The sequence below is a fragment of the Kocuria aegyptia genome, assembly GCF_039530085.1.
GTDB lineage: Bacteria > Actinomycetota > Actinomycetes > Actinomycetales > Micrococcaceae > Kocuria > Kocuria aegyptia.
The window spans coordinates 153,031-167,100 of record NZ_BAAAOA010000005.1 but is presented as its reverse complement, the minus strand read 5'-3'; the positions used below and the strand labels follow the sequence as shown (position 1 = coordinate 167,100).

Genomic DNA, 14,070 nt, shown 5'->3' with positions numbered 1-14,070 from the left:
CGCTCAGGCCTCGATGACGACCGGGACGATCATGGGCTTGCGGCGCAGCTTGCGGCTGACCCACGAGCCGATCGTGCGGCGCACGACCTGCTGGAGCTGCTGCGTGGTGTGGTTCTTGCCCGAGTGGTTGATGGCGTCCTCGAGGGCGGCGGTGATCTTCGGCTTGATGTCGTCGAAGACCTTGTCGTCCTCGGCGACGCCGCGCGCGTGCACGTCCGGGCCGGAGACGACCTTGCCGGTGTCCCGGTTCACCACGGTGATGACGGAGATGAAGCCCTCCTCGGCCAGCACGAGGCGGTCCTTGAGGTCGGCGTCGGTGATGGTGCCCACGGAGGACCCGTCCACGTAGACGTCGCCGCACTCGACCTGGCCCGTGATCCTGACCTGGCCGGAGGCCATGTCCACCACGGTGCCGTTCTCCGCGAGCAGCACGTGGTCGGTCGGGACGCCGGTCTCCTCGGCGAGCTTGCCGTTGGCGATGAGGTGGCGGACCTCGCCGTGCACGGGCATGACGTACTCGGGCTCGATGATGTTGTAGCAGTAGAGCAGCTCGCCGGCGGCCGCGTGCCCGGAGACGTGGACCTTGGCGTTGCTCTTGTGCACCACGTTCGCGCCGAGCCGCAGGAGCCCGTTGATGATCCGGAACACGGAGTTCTCGTTGCCCGGGATGAGCGACGACGCGAGGATCACGGTGTCGCCCTCGGTGAGCTGGACCTTGTGGTCCCCGTTGGCCATCCGGGACAGCGCGGCCATCGGCTCCCCCTGCGAGCCGGTGCACATGATGACCAGCTGCGAGTCCGCGTGGTCGTCGATCCGCTTCTGGTCGACCAGGGTGTCCGGCGGGACCTCGAGGTAGCCCAGCTTCTCGGCGATGGTCATGTTGCGGACCATGGACCGGCCCATGAACGCGACCTTGCGCCCGTGCTCGGCGGCGGCGTCGAGCACCTGCTGCACGCGGTGGACGTGCGACGAGAAGGATGCCACGACCACGCGCTTCGGCGCGCGCCCGATCACGTCCGCGAGGACGGGGCCGATGTGCTTCTCCGTGGGGGTGAACCCGGGGACCTCGGCGTTGGTGGAGTCGGTGAGGAACAGGTCCACGCCCTCCTCCCCCAGCCGGGCGAAGTGGCGCAGGTCGGTGATCCGGCCGTCGAGCGGCAGCTGGTCCATCTTGAAGTCGCCGGTGTGCAGCACCGTGCCGGCCTTCGTGCGCAGGAACACCGCGAGCGCGTCGGGGATCGAGTGGTTGACGGCCACGAACTCGCACTCGAACTCGCCGAGCCGCTCGACCTGCCCCTCCCGCACCGCCATGGTGTAGGGCTTGATCCGGTGCTCCTGGAGCTTCGCCTCGATGAGCGCGAGCGTCAGCCGCGAGCCGATCACGGGGATGTCGGGGCGGCGCTTGAGCAGGTACGGGACGGCGCCGATGTGGTCCTCGTGGCCGTGGGTCAGCACCACGGCCACGACGTCGTCGAGCCGGTCGATGATGTGGTTGATGTCCGGGAGGATGAGGTCCACGCCCGGCTGGGTCTCCTCGGGGAAGAGCACCCCGCAGTCGACCACGAGCAGCTGCCCGTTGATCTCGAACACCGTCATGTTCCGTCCGACCTCGCCCAGCCCGCCCAACGGGACGACGCGCAGGACGTCTTGGTCGAGGGCGGGGGGAGCCGACAGGTCGGTGTGCCACTGGGTCATGGGACCCCTTTCGTCAGTCGATGGTCTCGAGGAGGGTGTCGGCGATGACCGAGCCCTTCAGGTCTGCGCGGATCAGGGCGGCCTCGGCCTCCGTGGGCGGGACGTGCGGCAGCCGCACGGTGCCGTGCGGCAGCCGGCCCTGCCACGTGAGGATCGTCTTGGCCGCGACGGCGCCGGGGGCGCGGGTCATGGTGGCGCGGACCACGGGCTCGAGCTCCAGGTGGAGCTGCTGGGCCGTGGTGAGGTCCTGGGCGCGCACGGCGTCGATGAGCCGGCGGAACTCGGCGGTGGCCACGTGGGTGGTGACGCCGATGAGCCCGGAGGCGCCGATGGCCATCCAGGGCAGGGTCAGCCCGTCGTCGCCCGAGTAGTAGAGCAGGTCCGTCTCGGCCAGCACGCGCGTCGCGGCGAACAGGTCCGCCTTGGCGTCCTTGACGGCCACGATGTTGGGGTGCCCGGACAGGGAGATCAGGGTCTCGGTGGCGATCGGGATGCCGGCGCGGCCGGGGATGTCGTAGAGCATGATCGGCAGGTCGACGGAGTCGGCGAGACTGCGGAAGTGGGCCTCGACGCCCGCCTGCGTGGGCTTGTTGTAGTACGGGGTGACGATGAGCAGCCCGTCCATGCCGAGCTTCTCGGCCGCGCGGGAGAGGTAGCGGGAGTGCTCGGTGTCGTTGGAGCCGGTGCCCGCCAGCAGGGGCACGCGGGAACCGACGGCGTCCTTGACCGCGCGGAACACGGAGAGGTTCTCCTCGTCCGTCATGGTGGAGTACTCCCCCGTGGTGCCGCACACCACGAGGCCGTCGCAGCCGTCGTCGACGAGCTGCTCGGCCACGGCCGCGGTGGCGTCCAGGTCCACGGCGCCGTCCTCGGCGAAGACGGTGATCATCGCGGTGAGCAGGGTCCCGAACAGGGGCTCGGACCGGGTCGCGGGGAGGTCGGCGGAGGAGGGCGAGGCATTGGCAGTCATGGGTGCCAGGTTACCGTCTCCACGCCGGGGCCACCGGCGGGAGGGCCGGACCGGGCCGCCGCGGCCGCGGTGACCTGCTCCCGGCCGGCCGGGCGGTGGGCGGGATCCGCGCCGTCCACGGACTCGGCCGCGACGGTCAGGCCCGCCCCTCGCCCGGGGGGTCGGCGGGCTCCACGTTGCGGGCGGGGCGCCCGCGCGAGAGGGCCACGGCGTCCCGCATCGCGGAGCGGGCGCGGGTCCGGTCCCCGGCGGCCGCGTAGGCCAGGGAGAGCCGGTACCAGTTGCGCCAGTCGCCCGGGTCCTCCTCGGTCTGCGCCCGGTAGGTCCCGAAGCGCTCGTCGGCGGCCTCCCGCACGATGCGCCCGCCGGGGGTGCGCGGGAGGTCGTCGGGCGGCAGTCCGCCCTCCTCGTGCAGGGCCCGGCCGAGCTGCTCCGTCCGCACCCCGAACAGGATCTCGCGCACCAGCGCCCACACGCCCACGGCCGGCAGCACCAGCATGGCGACGCCGAAGGCCTTGGCCATCCAGCCCTCCGTGCCCAGCAGGAGCACCGCGCGGTGCAGGCTCAGGCCCAGGTAGACGACGAGCAGCGTGACCATGGCCGCGGCGAGCAGCTTCGCCTTGCTCGTCGACTCGAGGAGCGTGAAGACGCCCGCGAAGACGAGCACCGCGAGGATCCACAGCTTCGAGCCGCCGGGGATCGGCAGCAGCCACAGGGTCAGCAGGGCCGCCGCGAGAAGGCCCCAGATCCAGGCGCGGACCGAGTCCATCGGCCCTACAGGCCCAGGTCGAGGTAGTCGTCGAGCCCGTGCGTGAGCCCCGGGTGGGAGACGACCTGCCGGACGCCGAGCACCACGCCGCTCATGAAGGAGACGCGGTCGAAGGAGTCGTGCCGGATGGTGAGCTGCTCGCCGAGGCTGCCGAGCAGCGTCTCCTGGTGGGCGACCAGTCCGCGCAGGCGCACGGAGTGCACCCGGACGTCGTCCACGAGCGCGCCGCGGGCCCCGTCCGGGTCCTGCTCGGTGGCGTCGGGCGACGGACCCACCCCCGCGGCCCGCCGCGCCTCGCCGACGAGGGCGGCCGTGCGCGCGGCCGTGCCCGAGGGGGCGTCCACCTTGTCCGGGTGGTGCAGCTCGACGATCTCGACGGACTCGAAGAACCGGGCGGCCTGAGCGGAGAAGCGCATGGCCAGGACCGCGCCGATGGAGAAGTTGGGGGCGATGAGCACGCCCACGCCCGGGTGCCGGGCGAGTAGCGCCCGGGTCCGGTCCAGGGCCTCGTGGTCCCAGCCGGTGGTGCCCACCACGCAGTGGATGCCGTGCTCCACGGCGAAGCGCACGTTGTGCTCCGTGACCGAGGGGACGGTGAAGTCGATCACGACCTGCGCGTCCGCCGCGACCAGGACCTCGAGGGAGTCCTCGTGGTCCAGCTCCGCGACGAGCTGCAGCCCGTCGGCGCGCCGGACGGCCTGCGCCGCCTCGCTGCCCATCCGGCCGCGGGCGCCGAGGACGGCGACCCTGAGCTCGGAGGCGGAGGTCGCCGCGGCGGTGGTGGTCTCGGTGGCGGTGCGCTCGGTCATGGCTCCAACTCTAGGTCACGGGACGGGTGGGGCCACCGCCGGGACGGCCGGCGGCGGCGCGCGGTCAGCGGCGGGTGGGCGCCACGATGGTGGTCACGACGGGCCCCTCGGCCAGCCACCCGGCGAGCTCACGGACCTGGTCCGGGATCACGGAGCGGACCCGGTCCAGGGACTCGTCGATGTCGAGGAACTCCCCCGACTTCAGCTCCGCGGAGCCCAGCCGGGACATCCGCGAGCCCGTGTCCTCGAGGGCGAGCACGGTGCCGCCGCCCAGCTGGCCCACGACCTTGCGCAGCTCGTCCGCCCCGATGCCGTCCTGGGCGAGCGTCTCCAGCCCGCCGGTCATGAGCGCCACGACCTCGTCGGTGCGCGCGGGCAAGCACCCGGCGTACATCCCGAAGTAGCCGGCGTCCGAGTAGGCCCCCGAGAAGGAGAACGTGCTGTAGGCCAGGCCGCGCTTCTCGCGGATCTCCTGGAACAGCCGGGAGGACATCCCGCCGCCGAGGGCCGCGTTGAGCACGGTCATCGCGAACCGGCGGTCGTCCCCGGCCACGAGCCCGGGCCGGCCGACGACCACGTTGGTCTGCTCCACGGGCCGCTCCAGGAAGTGCTCGCCCCAGTCCGGGTCCAGGGGCGCCGGGGTGCGCCCGCGCCGCGGGACGGGGGCCGCGGGGACGGCCGGGTCCCAGCCCGCGCGCCCGAGGGCCTCGGCGACGAGGGCGACGACGACGTCGTGCTCCAGCCCGCCGGCGGCCGTCACCACGAGGCCCTCGGGCCGGTAGTGGCGGCGGTAGTGCTCGACCACCGCGTCACGGGGCACCGCGAGGATCTCCTCGGGGGTGCCGCCGATGGGCCGGCCGAGGGGGTGCGTCCCCAGCACCCGCTGGGTGAACTCCTCGAAGGCGACGTCCTCGGGGTCGTCCTTGTCCATCGCGAGCTCCTCCAGGATCACCCCCCGCTCCCGCTCGAGCTCATCGGGGTCCAGGGCGGCCGACGTCACCATGTCGGTGATGACGTCGATGGACATCGGCAGGTCCTCCGCGAGCACCCGCGCGTAGTAGCACGTGTGCTCCTTGGCCGTGGCCGCGTTGGACTCCCCGCCCACCTCGTCGAAGGCCTCTGCGATCTGCAGCGCCGAGCGCCGCTCGGTGCCCTTGAACAGCAGGTGCTCCAGGAAGTGCGTGGAGCCCAGCCGGCCCGGCTGCTCGTCCCGGGAGCCGACGCCGACCCAGAAGCCGACCGTCACGGCCCGCTGGGCGGGCATCCGCTCGGTGAGCACCCGGGTGCCGCACGGCAGCACGGTGCGGCGGACCACGTTGCCGCCGGCGCCCTCGTGAAGGGTGTGGCTGAAGCCCGCGGCGGCCGTGGTCAGGGCCGCGGCCGCGGCGGAGGGGGAACTGCGGGGAACCGCCGAGAGGCGGGCGTCCGGGCCCGGGGTGCTCCCCGGGCCGCGGTCGCCCGCCTCCAGCGGCAGATCGACTGCCGTCATCCGGTGCTGCTGCTTTCTGTGCTCGTGCGGTGCCGTGCGCGGGACGGGCCCGGCTCAGGCCTCGGAGGCGTCGTCGTCCTCGGCGGGGACGTTCGGCTCCTCGGCGACCACGGGCGCCAGGGACAGCTTGCCGCGGTCGTCGACCTTGGTGATCTCCACCTGGACCTTCTGGCCCACGCCGAGGACGTCCTCGACGTCGGTGACGCGCTTGCCCTCGTTGAGCTTGCGCAGCTCCGAGATGTGCAGGAGGCCGTCCTTGCCGGGGGTGAGGGAGACGAAGGCGCCGAAGGTCGTGGTCTTGACCACGGTGCCCAGGTAGCGCTCGCCGATCTCGGGGACCTGCGGGTTGGCGATCGCGTTGATCGCCGCGCGGGCCGCCTCGGCCGAGGGTCCGTCGGTGGCGCCGATGTAGACGGTGCCGTCGTCCTCGATCGAGATGTCGGTGCCGGTGTCCTCCTGGATCTGGTTGATCATCTTGCCCTTGGGGCCGATGACCTCGCCGATCTTGGAGACGGGGACGGTCACGGAGATCACGCGCGGCGCGAACTCGCTCATCTCGTCGGGCTGGTCGATGGCCGCGTTGAGCACCCCGAGGATGTGCAGCCGGGCCTCGCGGGCCTGCGTCAGCGCGGCGTCCAGCACCGAGGAGGGGATCCCGTCGAGCTTGGTGTCGAGCTGGATCGCGGTCACGAACTCGGCGGTGCCGGCCACCTTGAAGTCCATGTCGCCCAGCGCGTCCTCGGCGCCCAGGATGTCGGTCAGCGCGGCGTAGCGGGTCTCCCCGTCCACCTCGTCCGAGACCAGGCCCATGGCGATGCCGGCCACCGGTGCGCGCAGGGGCACGCCGGCGTTGAGCAGCGACAGGGTCGAGGCGCACACGGAGCCCATCGACGTGGAGCCGTTGGAGCCCAGCGCCTCGGAGACCTGGCGGATGGCGTAGGGGAACTCCTCGCGGGAGGGCAGCACCGGGGTGATGGCCCGCTCGGCCAGCGCGCCGTGGCCGATTTCGCGGCGCTTCGGTGAGCCCACGCGGCCGGTCTCGCCGGTGGAGTACGGGGGGAAGTTGTAGTGGTGCACGTAGCGCTTGTGCTTGACGGGGGACAGCGAGTCGATCTGCTGCTCCATCTTCAGCATGTTCAGCGTGGTCACGCCCATGATCTGCGTCTCGCCGCGCTCGAAGATCGCGGAGCCGTGCACGCGGGGCAGGACCTCGACCTCGGCGGTGAGCTGGCGGATGTCCGTCAGGCCGCGGCCGTCGATGCGCACCTGCTCGGTGAGGATCCGCTGGCGCACGGTCTGCTTGGTCAGCGCCTGGTAGGCGCCGTTGACCTCGTCCCGGCGGTCGGCGAAGGGCTTGCCCTCGCCGGTCAGCTCGGCCAGGGTGCTCTGGTGCAGCTCGTCGGTCGCGACCTCGCGCTCCTGCTTGGCGGCGATCGAGTACACCTCGGCGAGCTTGGTGCCGACGGAGGCCGCGACGGCCTCCTTGACGTCGTCGCCGAAGCCGCCGAAGCGGGGCAGCTCCAGGTCCGGCTTGCCGGCGCGGGCCTTGAGGTCGGCCTGGGCGTCGCACAGGGCCTTGATGGCCGGCTTGGCGGCCTCGAGGCCCTGGGCCACGAGCTCCTCGGTGGGGGCCACGGCGCCGTTGTTCTTGATCAGGTTCCAGGAGTTGTCGGTGGCCTCGGCCTCGACCATCATGATCGCGACGTCCTCGGAGCCGTCCTTGCCGGTGACGACGCGGCCGGCCACGGCCATGTCGAACACGGCGTTCTCGAGCTGCGAGTGCTTCGGGAAGGCGACCCACTGGTGCTGGCCGTTCTCGCCGGCCATGAGGGCCACGCGCACGCCGCCGACGGGACCCTGGAAGGGCATCCCCGACAGGGTCGTGGCCATCGACGCGGCGTTGATCGCCACGGTGTTGTAGATCTCGTCCGGGTTGATGGACAGGATCGTGACGACGACCTGCACCTCGTTGCGGATGCCCTTGCCGAAGGCGGGGCGCAGCGGGCGGTCGATGAGCCGGCAGGTGAGGATCGCGTCGGTGGAGGGGCGGCCCTCGCGGCGGAAGAACGAGCCCGGGATGCGCCCGGCGGCGTACATCCGCTCCTCGACGTCGACCGTCAGGGGGAAGAAGTCGAAGCCCTCGCGGGGGGACTTGCCGACCGTGGTGGCCGCGAGCATGGTGGTGTCCTCGTCGATGGAGACGAGGGTGGAGCCGGCGGCCTGCTTGGCGAGGCGGCCGGTCTCGAAGCGCACGACGCGCTTTCCGTAGGAGCCGTTGTCGATGACGGCTTCGGCGTACTGGATCTCGGGACCCTCCAAGGGTCACCTCCGTTTCGTGTCCGCGGGACCGTCCGCGCGTCACCCGGTCTTCGATCGAGATCCACGGAAGGGCCGGGGCCGCAGGGGCCGTCCGGTGTCCGGAGATCACTACCGAGGACCGCGAATGATCGGCGCGGTGGCCCCGTCTGGTGTTCGATGGTGCTGTCTGTGGTGGTGTGACGAACCCGTCCGGCTGCTGTGCCGTGCGGGGGTGGTGCTCGGCGGCGTCCTCCCGTTGCCGGGCGGACGCCGCCGGGTGCCGACTAGCGGCGCAGGCCGAGCCGCTCGATGAGCGTGCGGTAGCGCGTGATGTCGGTGTCGCGCAGGTAGGTCAGCATGCGGCGACGGCGACCCACCAGGGCCATCAGGCCGCGGCGGGTGTGGTGGTCGTGCTTGTGCTGCTTCAGGTGCTCCGTCAGATCGGCGATCCGGCGGGTCAGGACCGCGATCTGCACCTCGGGCGAACCGGTGTCGCCCTCGTGGGTCGCGAAGTCCTTGATGATCTCCTGCTTGATGGCGGCGTCGAGTGCCACGTGTAACTCCGTTCGAGTCAGTACCGTGCGGCCCGGACGACGGGCTCGCCGCCGGGTCCCGGGAGCGCCCCGGGGGCCCGACAACCACGGACTGCAGTCGGACCGTCGTCCAGTCTAGCGGACCCGGGCGCGCCGCCCCACCCCTGGCGGCGCGGCGCGCTGCGCTGGGACTCCCCCGGTCCGTGGGCCAAGATGGGAGGGGCACGACGGCGGGGGCCCGGCGCACGGGCGTCCGGTGGCCGCGACGGGACCAGAAGGACGAGACGAGCAGCACGAGACGAGCAGGAGCAGCGCGTGAGCAAGGACGAGAAAGGCGGGCGGGGCCTGGTGGTCGCCGACCGCACGCACACGATGCGGGACGGCCGGCGGATTCCCGCGATCGGGCTGGGCACCTACCCGATGGACGACGCCGAGGCCGAGGTGAACGTCGCCGAGGCCCTGATGCTGGGGTACCGGATGGTCGACACCGCGGTGAACTACGGCAACGAGACCGGCGTGGGGCGCGCGGTCGCGGCGGCCGGCGTGCCGCGCGACGAGCTGTTCCTCACCACCAAGCTGCCGGGCCGGGACCACGGCACGGACTCCGTGCGCCGGTCGCTGGAGGGCTCCCTCCGGCGCCTGGGCACCGACCACGTGGACCTCTACCTCATCCACTGGCCGAACCCCTCGGTCGGCCGGTACGTCGAGACCTGGCGGACGATGCTGGAGCTGCAGCAGGAGGGACTCGTCCGCTCGGTGGGGGTGTCCAACTTCACGCCCGCCCACATCCGGCGCCTGGTCGAGGAGACCGGCGGGACGCCGGCGGTCAACCAGGTGGAGCTGCACCCGCAGTACCAGCAGGAGCGGCTGCGGGAGTTCCACGAGGAGCACCGCATCATCACCCAGGCCTGGTCCCCGCTGGGCCGCAAGACCGACCTGCTCCAGCACGACTGGATCGCGCGGATCGCCCGGCGGACCGGCCGCACCCCGGCGCAGGTCGTGCTCCGCTGGCACCTGCAGTCGCACACCGTGCCGGTCCCGAAGAGCTCCGACCCCCGGCGCATGGCCGAGAACCTCGACGTCCTCGACTGGGAGCTGGACGAGGAGCAGATGCACCGGATGCAGATGCTGCACACGGGGATCAGCGGGTCCGGCTACGACCCGAACACGCACCAGGAGATGTGAGGGCAGGCAGCGGGCGGGCCGGGGCTCAGGCCTCGGCCGCCAGGATCTCCCGGGTCTGCTCGACGTCGTCGTCCATCTGCGCCACGAGCTTGTCGACGCCCTCGTAGGCGACCATCCCGCGCAGCCGGGCGACGAACTCCACGACCACTTCCTGACCGTAGAGGTCGAAGTCCTCGACCCGCTCCTCGGGGCGGTCGATGACGTGCGCCTCGACCTGCCGGGGCACGTTCTCGAACGTGGGGTTGGACCCCACGGAGATCGCGGTGGGCCAGCGCGTGCCGTGGGCGTCGACCAGCCACCCGGCGTACACCCCGTCCGCGGGGACGAACCCGGCCGCGTCCGGGGACAGGTTGGCCGTGGGGTACCCGAGCTCCCGCCCGCGGGCGGCCCCGTGGACCACCTCGCCGCGCATCCGGTGGTGGCGCCCGAGCAGCCGGGCCGCCGCGTGCACGTCCCCGGCCTCCAGGCAGGCGCGGATCCACGTGGAGGAGCACCGCCGCCCCCCGGCAGCGGTCGGGGCGTGCTCCGGGTGCTCCTCGTGCAGGGGGTCCAGCAGGTCGTCGACCACCCGGACCTCGAACCCGTGGCGCCGCCCGAGCTCCCGGAGCGTGTCGATGTTGCCGGAGTTGTCCTTGCCCAGGCGCGTGTCCTCGCCCACCACCAGGCAGCCCGCCCCGAGCGGCCCCACGAGGGTGCCCAGCACGAACTGCTCGGTGGACTGCTCCGCGAGCTCGAGGGTGTACTCCAGCACGAGGGCGGCGTCCGCGCCGGCCCGCTCGAGGGCGTCCAGCTTGTCCTCGGTGCCCATGATCAGACCCGGGTGGCTCCCGGGGCGGTGCACCTGCGCCGGGTGCGGGTCGAAGGTCACGACCACCGACGCCCAGCCCCGCTCGCGGGCGGAGTCGACGAGCTGGGACAGCACCCGCTGGTGGCCCCGGTGGACACCGTCGAAATTGCCGATGGTGACCACCGACGGGCCGAAGCCCGGGGGGACGTCAGAGAGATCTCGCCAGCGGAACACGGTTCTCCTCGCAGGAACGGGACAGGCAGGTCAGGGTCGGGGCGCGGCGGGCCGAGGCGGCCCGCCCGGGTGCTCCGGGCGCGCGGCGGCCGGGGACGGCGGGCCGTCCCACGGGGCCTGCGGGGAGCGGGGGTCCTCCGCGCCGAGGGTCAGGATCCAGGCGTCCACCGAGGTCCCGCGCTGCTCCATGAACCCGTCGATCCGCACCGGGGAGCGGAAGCCCAGCCGCCAGGCGAGCTTCCGGCTGGCCCAGTTGGGGACCTTCGCCATCCAGTAAGCATAGGTGAGGCCCAGGGTCCCGAAGGCGTGCTCGAGCAGCAGCCGGCAGGCGGCCTCCGCGGTCCCGGTGCCGCGGGCGTGGGGGCCGAAGTTGAGCCCCACGTCCGCGGTGGTCCCCCGCAGCGCGTTGAGCCCCACCGTCCCGTGCAGCCGGTCGGTCCGGGCGTCCGCGACCGCCCAGTTGTACTCGCGGCCGGCGCGCCAGGCGGTGGGGACGAACTCCTCGACGTACCAGCGGGCATCGGCCTCCGTGTAGCCCAGGGGCACGGTGGTGAACTCCGCGGCCGCGGGGTCCGCGCAGTTGCGGGCCAGCTGCGGGACGTCGCGCTCCTCGAGCCGGCGCAGCACCACGGTGCCGTCGGTGAGCACGGGGACGTCGTAGTCCTCGGCGCCGTCGGGGCGTACGGGCATCGGCGGGGATCCTTTCGGGAGTCGTGCGGCACGGGGCGCTCCGGCCCGCGACCGAGCCTACCCGGTGCGTGCCGGGGCGCAGCGCCGGACGGCGGCAGGTCAGGCGGGTGGGTGCCCGCCCCGGGGCCGGGACCGACGCAGCCAGGCGAGGCCGACCACCGGCAGCACCAGGGGGACGTAGCCGTAGTCCCGCCCGAAGTGGGACCACACGCTGGCCTCGGGGAACAGCCCCGGGGCGAGCACCGACAGCGCGCCCACGCCGAGCACGCCGAGCAGCTCGACGGCCACGGCGGCCGTGGCCAGCCGGTGCCAGCGGGGGCCGGGCCGGGCCAGGGCCACGGTGGCCACCACGTAGACGGCCGCGGCGAACGCGGAGAGCAGGTACGGCAGGGGCGCGGCCCCGAAGTCGGTCGCGATCTGGTAGAGCGAGCGGACCCCGGCCGAGAGGGAGAAGACGGCGTAGACCACGACGACCAGCCGGCCGAAGCCCGAGGACTTGCGGTCGCCGCGGGCCGTGGCGGCGCGCGGCCCGAAGCGCTGCTGCAGCCGGGTGGGGCCGTTCTGCGGGGACTGGTGCGTCATCGGGACGTCTCCTGCGGGGTCGTGGCGGTCCGGGGGCGGGTGCGGGGGCTCATTGGTAGTACCAGATGTAGTTCATCCGGTACACCATGATCGCGACCACGGGTCCCGCGGCCGCGAGCACCCAGTTGGACCAGCTCGAGCGCTCCACGAGCGACCACACGAAGGTTCCGGCCGGGATGAGCAGGGCGGTCAGCAGGTAGCCCCAGTACTCCAGGGCCGATCCGGTGGGACCGGGGCCCAGCACCTGCATCACGACCGTGCCCACGGCGTAGACCAGCAGGAACGCCTCGAGCAGCAGCACGGAGCCCTGAGTCCAGTCGTCGGGCCGCCGTCCGCGCAGGGCCTGCACGGCGCACACGAGGAAGGAGAGGCCGCCCAGCAGCGCCGCGGCCCAGAACCAGCCGTCGTAGCCCCAGAGCATCAGTGCTCCTCCCGGGAGGCCTCCGGCGAGGGAAACCGCTCCCCCGGCAGGAAGACGAGGACGGGCTTGGCGGTGCGCTCGCCACGGTGTCCGCGGTCGCACAGCAGGGCCACGAGCCGCCCGTCGGGGGCGAAGCCGGCCGTGACCGCGTCGTTGTCGAGCGGACCCTCGCCGGCGTCCGCGGCGCTGGGCCCGATCCGGCGGCCGTGGGCGACGTCCTCGGCCTCCGCGGTGCTCAGCGGGCGGGCGGGGAACAGCCCGGCGGCGGCCTCCTCGAGGCTCGTCACGGGCAGCGGCCGGCCGGCGGCCACCGCAGCGGCGAGCTCGTCGAGGGTCGAGGCGTCCTCGAGGGTCCACGCGCCCACCCGGGTGCGGCGCAGCGCCGTCAGGTGACCGCCCACGCCGAGGCCGGCGCCGAGGTCCCGGGCCAGGGCCCGGACATAGGTGCCGGAGCTGCAGGTCACGGTGACCTCGGCGTCGAGGACCGCCCGCCCGGCGTCGTCGGCGGTGCGCACGAGCCGGTGCACGGCGAACTCGGAGACGGTGACGGGGCGCGCGGCGAGCTCCACGTCCTGCCCGGCGCGCACCTGGGCGTAGGCGCGGCGGCCCTCCACCTTGATGGCGCTGACCTTCGCGGGGACCTGCTGGATGTCCCCGGTGAGCCGGGCGACGCCGGCGGCCACCGCGTCCTCGTCCACCGCGGCGACGGCCCCGGGGTCGGCGACGTCGAGGACCTCTCCCTCGGCGTCGTCGGTCACGGTGGCCACGCCGAGCCGGATCGTCGCCGCGTACGTCTTGTGCTGCCCGACGACCCAGGTCAGCAGGCGGGTGGCCCGGTCGACGCCGAGGACCAGCACGCCCGTGGCCATGGGGTCCAGGGTCCCGGCGTGGCCGACCTTGCGGGTGCCCGCGAGACGGCGGGTGCGGGCGACGACGTCGTGGCTGGTCCAGCCGGCGGGCTTGTCCACGACCACGAGCCCGGACGGCGTCGGCAGCGACGGGTCCGGGCTCGGGACGTCAGGATTCGTGCGGGTCACGTCCCCGGTGCCTCCGCGTGCTCAGCGGTCCGGGGAGGACTCGTCGTCCTCCTCGGCCGGCTTCCGGTAGGGGTCCTCCCCGGCGGCCCAGCTGGCGCCGGCGGCCTGGGCGGCGACCTCGGCGTCCTTCTCCCTGGCGGCGCGCAGCACCTCCTCGAGGTGGGAGGCGTTGACCGGGATCTCGTCCGGGACGAAGGTCAGGGTGGGGGTCAGGCGGGCCGTGATGTTGCGGCCGACCTCGCTGCGCAGGACGCCCTTGGCGGACTCCAGGGCGGCGCGGGTGCTCTCCTGCTCCTCCGCGGTGCCGAACACCGTGTAGTACAGGGTGGCGTGCTGGAGGTCGTTGGTGACGCGGGCGTCCGTGATGGTCACGAAGCCCAGCCGGGGGTCCTTGACCCGGCGCTCGAGCGCCTGGGCCACGACGACCTTGATCCGGTCTGCGAGTCGGGCGGCGCGTGCTGCGTCGGCCATGGTGGGTGCTCCTCGGGTCGGGACGGGGTGGTGCTCGGTGTCGTGCTGGCATCGAGGCGGGAACCGGGCTGGAACGGGGGCGGCGGCACGGGCGGGCGCT

At 73.1% G+C, this 14,070-nt stretch carries 14 protein-coding genes; 1 reads left to right on the top strand and 13 read right to left on the bottom strand.

Annotation, left to right across the window (positions count from 1 at the left end; all coding sequences use genetic code 11):
* Positions 1 to 3: 3 nt before the first annotated feature.
* The 7 genes from ABD220_RS01520 to rpsO all read right to left on the bottom strand — a co-directional run bounded on the left by ABD220_RS01520 (position 4) and on the right by rpsO (position 8,584).
* Positions 4 to 1,695: a ribonuclease J gene (locus ABD220_RS01520; protein WP_344119197.1), complete on the bottom strand. Its 1,692-nt coding sequence runs from the start codon at positions 1,693 to 1,695 to the stop codon at positions 4 to 6.
* Positions 1,696 to 1,708: 13 nt separating this feature from the next.
* Positions 1,709 to 2,665: a 4-hydroxy-tetrahydrodipicolinate synthase gene (dapA, locus tag ABD220_RS01515; RefSeq protein ID WP_344119196.1), complete on the bottom strand. Its 957-nt coding sequence runs from the start codon at positions 2,663 to 2,665 to the stop codon at positions 1,709 to 1,711.
* Between the two features lie 136 nt (positions 2,666 to 2,801).
* The gene (locus ABD220_RS01510) at positions 2,802 to 3,434 is read right to left on the bottom strand and encodes a tetratricopeptide repeat protein (RefSeq protein ID WP_344119194.1); all 633 of its coding nucleotides are present in this window, start codon (positions 3,432 to 3,434) and stop codon (positions 2,802 to 2,804) included.
* A gap of 5 nt (positions 3,435 to 3,439) precedes the next feature.
* On the bottom strand, positions 3,440 to 4,243 hold the full coding sequence (dapB, locus tag ABD220_RS01505) for a 4-hydroxy-tetrahydrodipicolinate reductase (RefSeq protein ID WP_344119192.1): 804 nt from the start codon (positions 4,241 to 4,243) through the stop codon (positions 3,440 to 3,442).
* Positions 4,244 to 4,307: 64 nt separating this feature from the next.
* Positions 4,308 to 5,732 (bottom strand): M16 family metallopeptidase, encoded by a 1,425-nt coding sequence (locus ABD220_RS01500; RefSeq protein ID WP_344119190.1) that lies wholly within the window; start codon positions 5,730 to 5,732, stop codon positions 4,308 to 4,310.
* 54 nt (positions 5,733 to 5,786) lie between these two features.
* The gene (locus ABD220_RS01495) at positions 5,787 to 8,051 is read right to left on the bottom strand and encodes a polyribonucleotide nucleotidyltransferase (protein ID WP_344119188.1); all 2,265 of its coding nucleotides are present in this window, start codon (positions 8,049 to 8,051) and stop codon (positions 5,787 to 5,789) included.
* A gap of 263 nt (positions 8,052 to 8,314) precedes the next feature.
* The gene (gene rpsO, locus ABD220_RS01490; protein ID WP_017832923.1) at positions 8,315 to 8,584 is read right to left on the bottom strand and encodes a 30S ribosomal protein S15; all 270 of its coding nucleotides are present in this window, start codon (positions 8,582 to 8,584) and stop codon (positions 8,315 to 8,317) included.
* 351 nt (positions 8,585 to 8,935) lie between these two features.
* Here rpsO and ABD220_RS01485 point away from each other — a divergent pair, with 351 nt between their 5' ends.
* Entirely contained in the window at positions 8,936 to 9,748 is an 813-nt protein-coding gene (locus tag ABD220_RS01485; RefSeq protein ID WP_425552491.1) for an aldo/keto reductase, read from the top strand.
* A 25-nt stretch (positions 9,749 to 9,773) separates the two neighbouring features.
* Here ABD220_RS01485 and ABD220_RS01480 read toward each other — a convergent pair whose 3' ends face one another.
* The 6 genes from ABD220_RS01480 to rbfA all read right to left on the bottom strand — a co-directional run bounded on the left by ABD220_RS01480 (position 9,774) and on the right by rbfA (position 13,970).
* Entirely contained in the window at positions 9,774 to 10,769 is a 996-nt protein-coding gene (locus ABD220_RS01480) for a bifunctional riboflavin kinase/FAD synthetase (protein WP_344119178.1), read from the bottom strand.
* Between the two features lie 30 nt (positions 10,770 to 10,799).
* The gene (locus ABD220_RS01475; protein WP_344119177.1) at positions 10,800 to 11,459 is read right to left on the bottom strand and encodes a GNAT family N-acetyltransferase; all 660 of its coding nucleotides are present in this window, start codon (positions 11,457 to 11,459) and stop codon (positions 10,800 to 10,802) included.
* 99 nt (positions 11,460 to 11,558) lie between these two features.
* Complete coding sequence (locus tag ABD220_RS01470) at positions 11,559 to 12,041, bottom strand: hypothetical protein (RefSeq protein WP_344119175.1); 483 nt, start codon at positions 12,039 to 12,041, stop codon at positions 11,559 to 11,561.
* 49 nt (positions 12,042 to 12,090) lie between these two features.
* Positions 12,091 to 12,462, bottom strand: a complete 372-nt coding sequence (locus tag ABD220_RS01465) for a hypothetical protein (RefSeq protein ID WP_344119174.1) — start codon at positions 12,460 to 12,462, stop codon at positions 12,091 to 12,093.
* Positions 12,462 to 13,499, bottom strand: coding sequence for a tRNA pseudouridine(55) synthase TruB (gene truB / locus ABD220_RS01460; protein ID WP_344119172.1), 1,038 nt, complete (start codon positions 13,497 to 13,499; stop codon positions 12,462 to 12,464). The genes ABD220_RS01465 and truB overlap by 1 nt, the downstream gene beginning before the upstream one ends.
* 21 nt (positions 13,500 to 13,520) lie before the next feature.
* A complete protein-coding gene (gene rbfA / locus ABD220_RS01455) occupies positions 13,521 to 13,970 on the bottom strand; it encodes a 30S ribosome-binding factor RbfA (protein ID WP_344119171.1) in 450 nt (149 codons plus the stop codon).
* Positions 13,971 to 14,070: the final 100 nt, after the last annotated feature.

Excerpts from the sequence above, each read along its gene's own strand:
- ABD220_RS01520 (WP_344119197.1), bottom strand. The coding sequence starts at position 1,695 with ATGACCCAGTGGCACACCGACCTGTCGGCTCCCCCCGCCCTCGACCAA.
- ABD220_RS01475 (WP_344119177.1), bottom strand. The coding sequence starts at position 11,459 with ATGCCCGTACGCCCCGACGGCGCCGAGGACTACGACGTCCCCGTGCTC.
- rbfA (WP_344119171.1), bottom strand. The coding sequence starts at position 13,970 with ATGGCCGACGCAGCACGCGCCGCCCGACTCGCAGACCGGATCAAGGTC.
- dapB (WP_344119192.1), bottom strand. The coding sequence starts at position 4,243 with ATGACCGAGCGCACCGCCACCGAGACCACCACCGCCGCGGCGACCTCC.
- ABD220_RS01510 (WP_344119194.1), bottom strand. The coding sequence starts at position 3,434 with ATGGACTCGGTCCGCGCCTGGATCTGGGGCCTTCTCGCGGCGGCCCTG.
- dapA (WP_344119196.1), bottom strand. The coding sequence starts at position 2,665 with ATGACTGCCAATGCCTCGCCCTCCTCCGCCGACCTCCCCGCGACCCGG.
- ABD220_RS01485 (WP_425552491.1), top strand. The coding sequence starts at position 8,936 with ATGCGGGACGGCCGGCGGATTCCCGCGATCGGGCTGGGCACCTACCCG.
- ABD220_RS01465 (WP_344119174.1), bottom strand. The coding sequence starts at position 12,462 with ATGCTCTGGGGCTACGACGGCTGGTTCTGGGCCGCGGCGCTGCTGGGC.
- ABD220_RS01470 (WP_344119175.1), bottom strand. The coding sequence starts at position 12,041 with ATGACGCACCAGTCCCCGCAGAACGGCCCCACCCGGCTGCAGCAGCGC.
- ABD220_RS01500 (WP_344119190.1), bottom strand. The coding sequence starts at position 5,732 with ATGACGGCAGTCGATCTGCCGCTGGAGGCGGGCGACCGCGGCCCGGGG.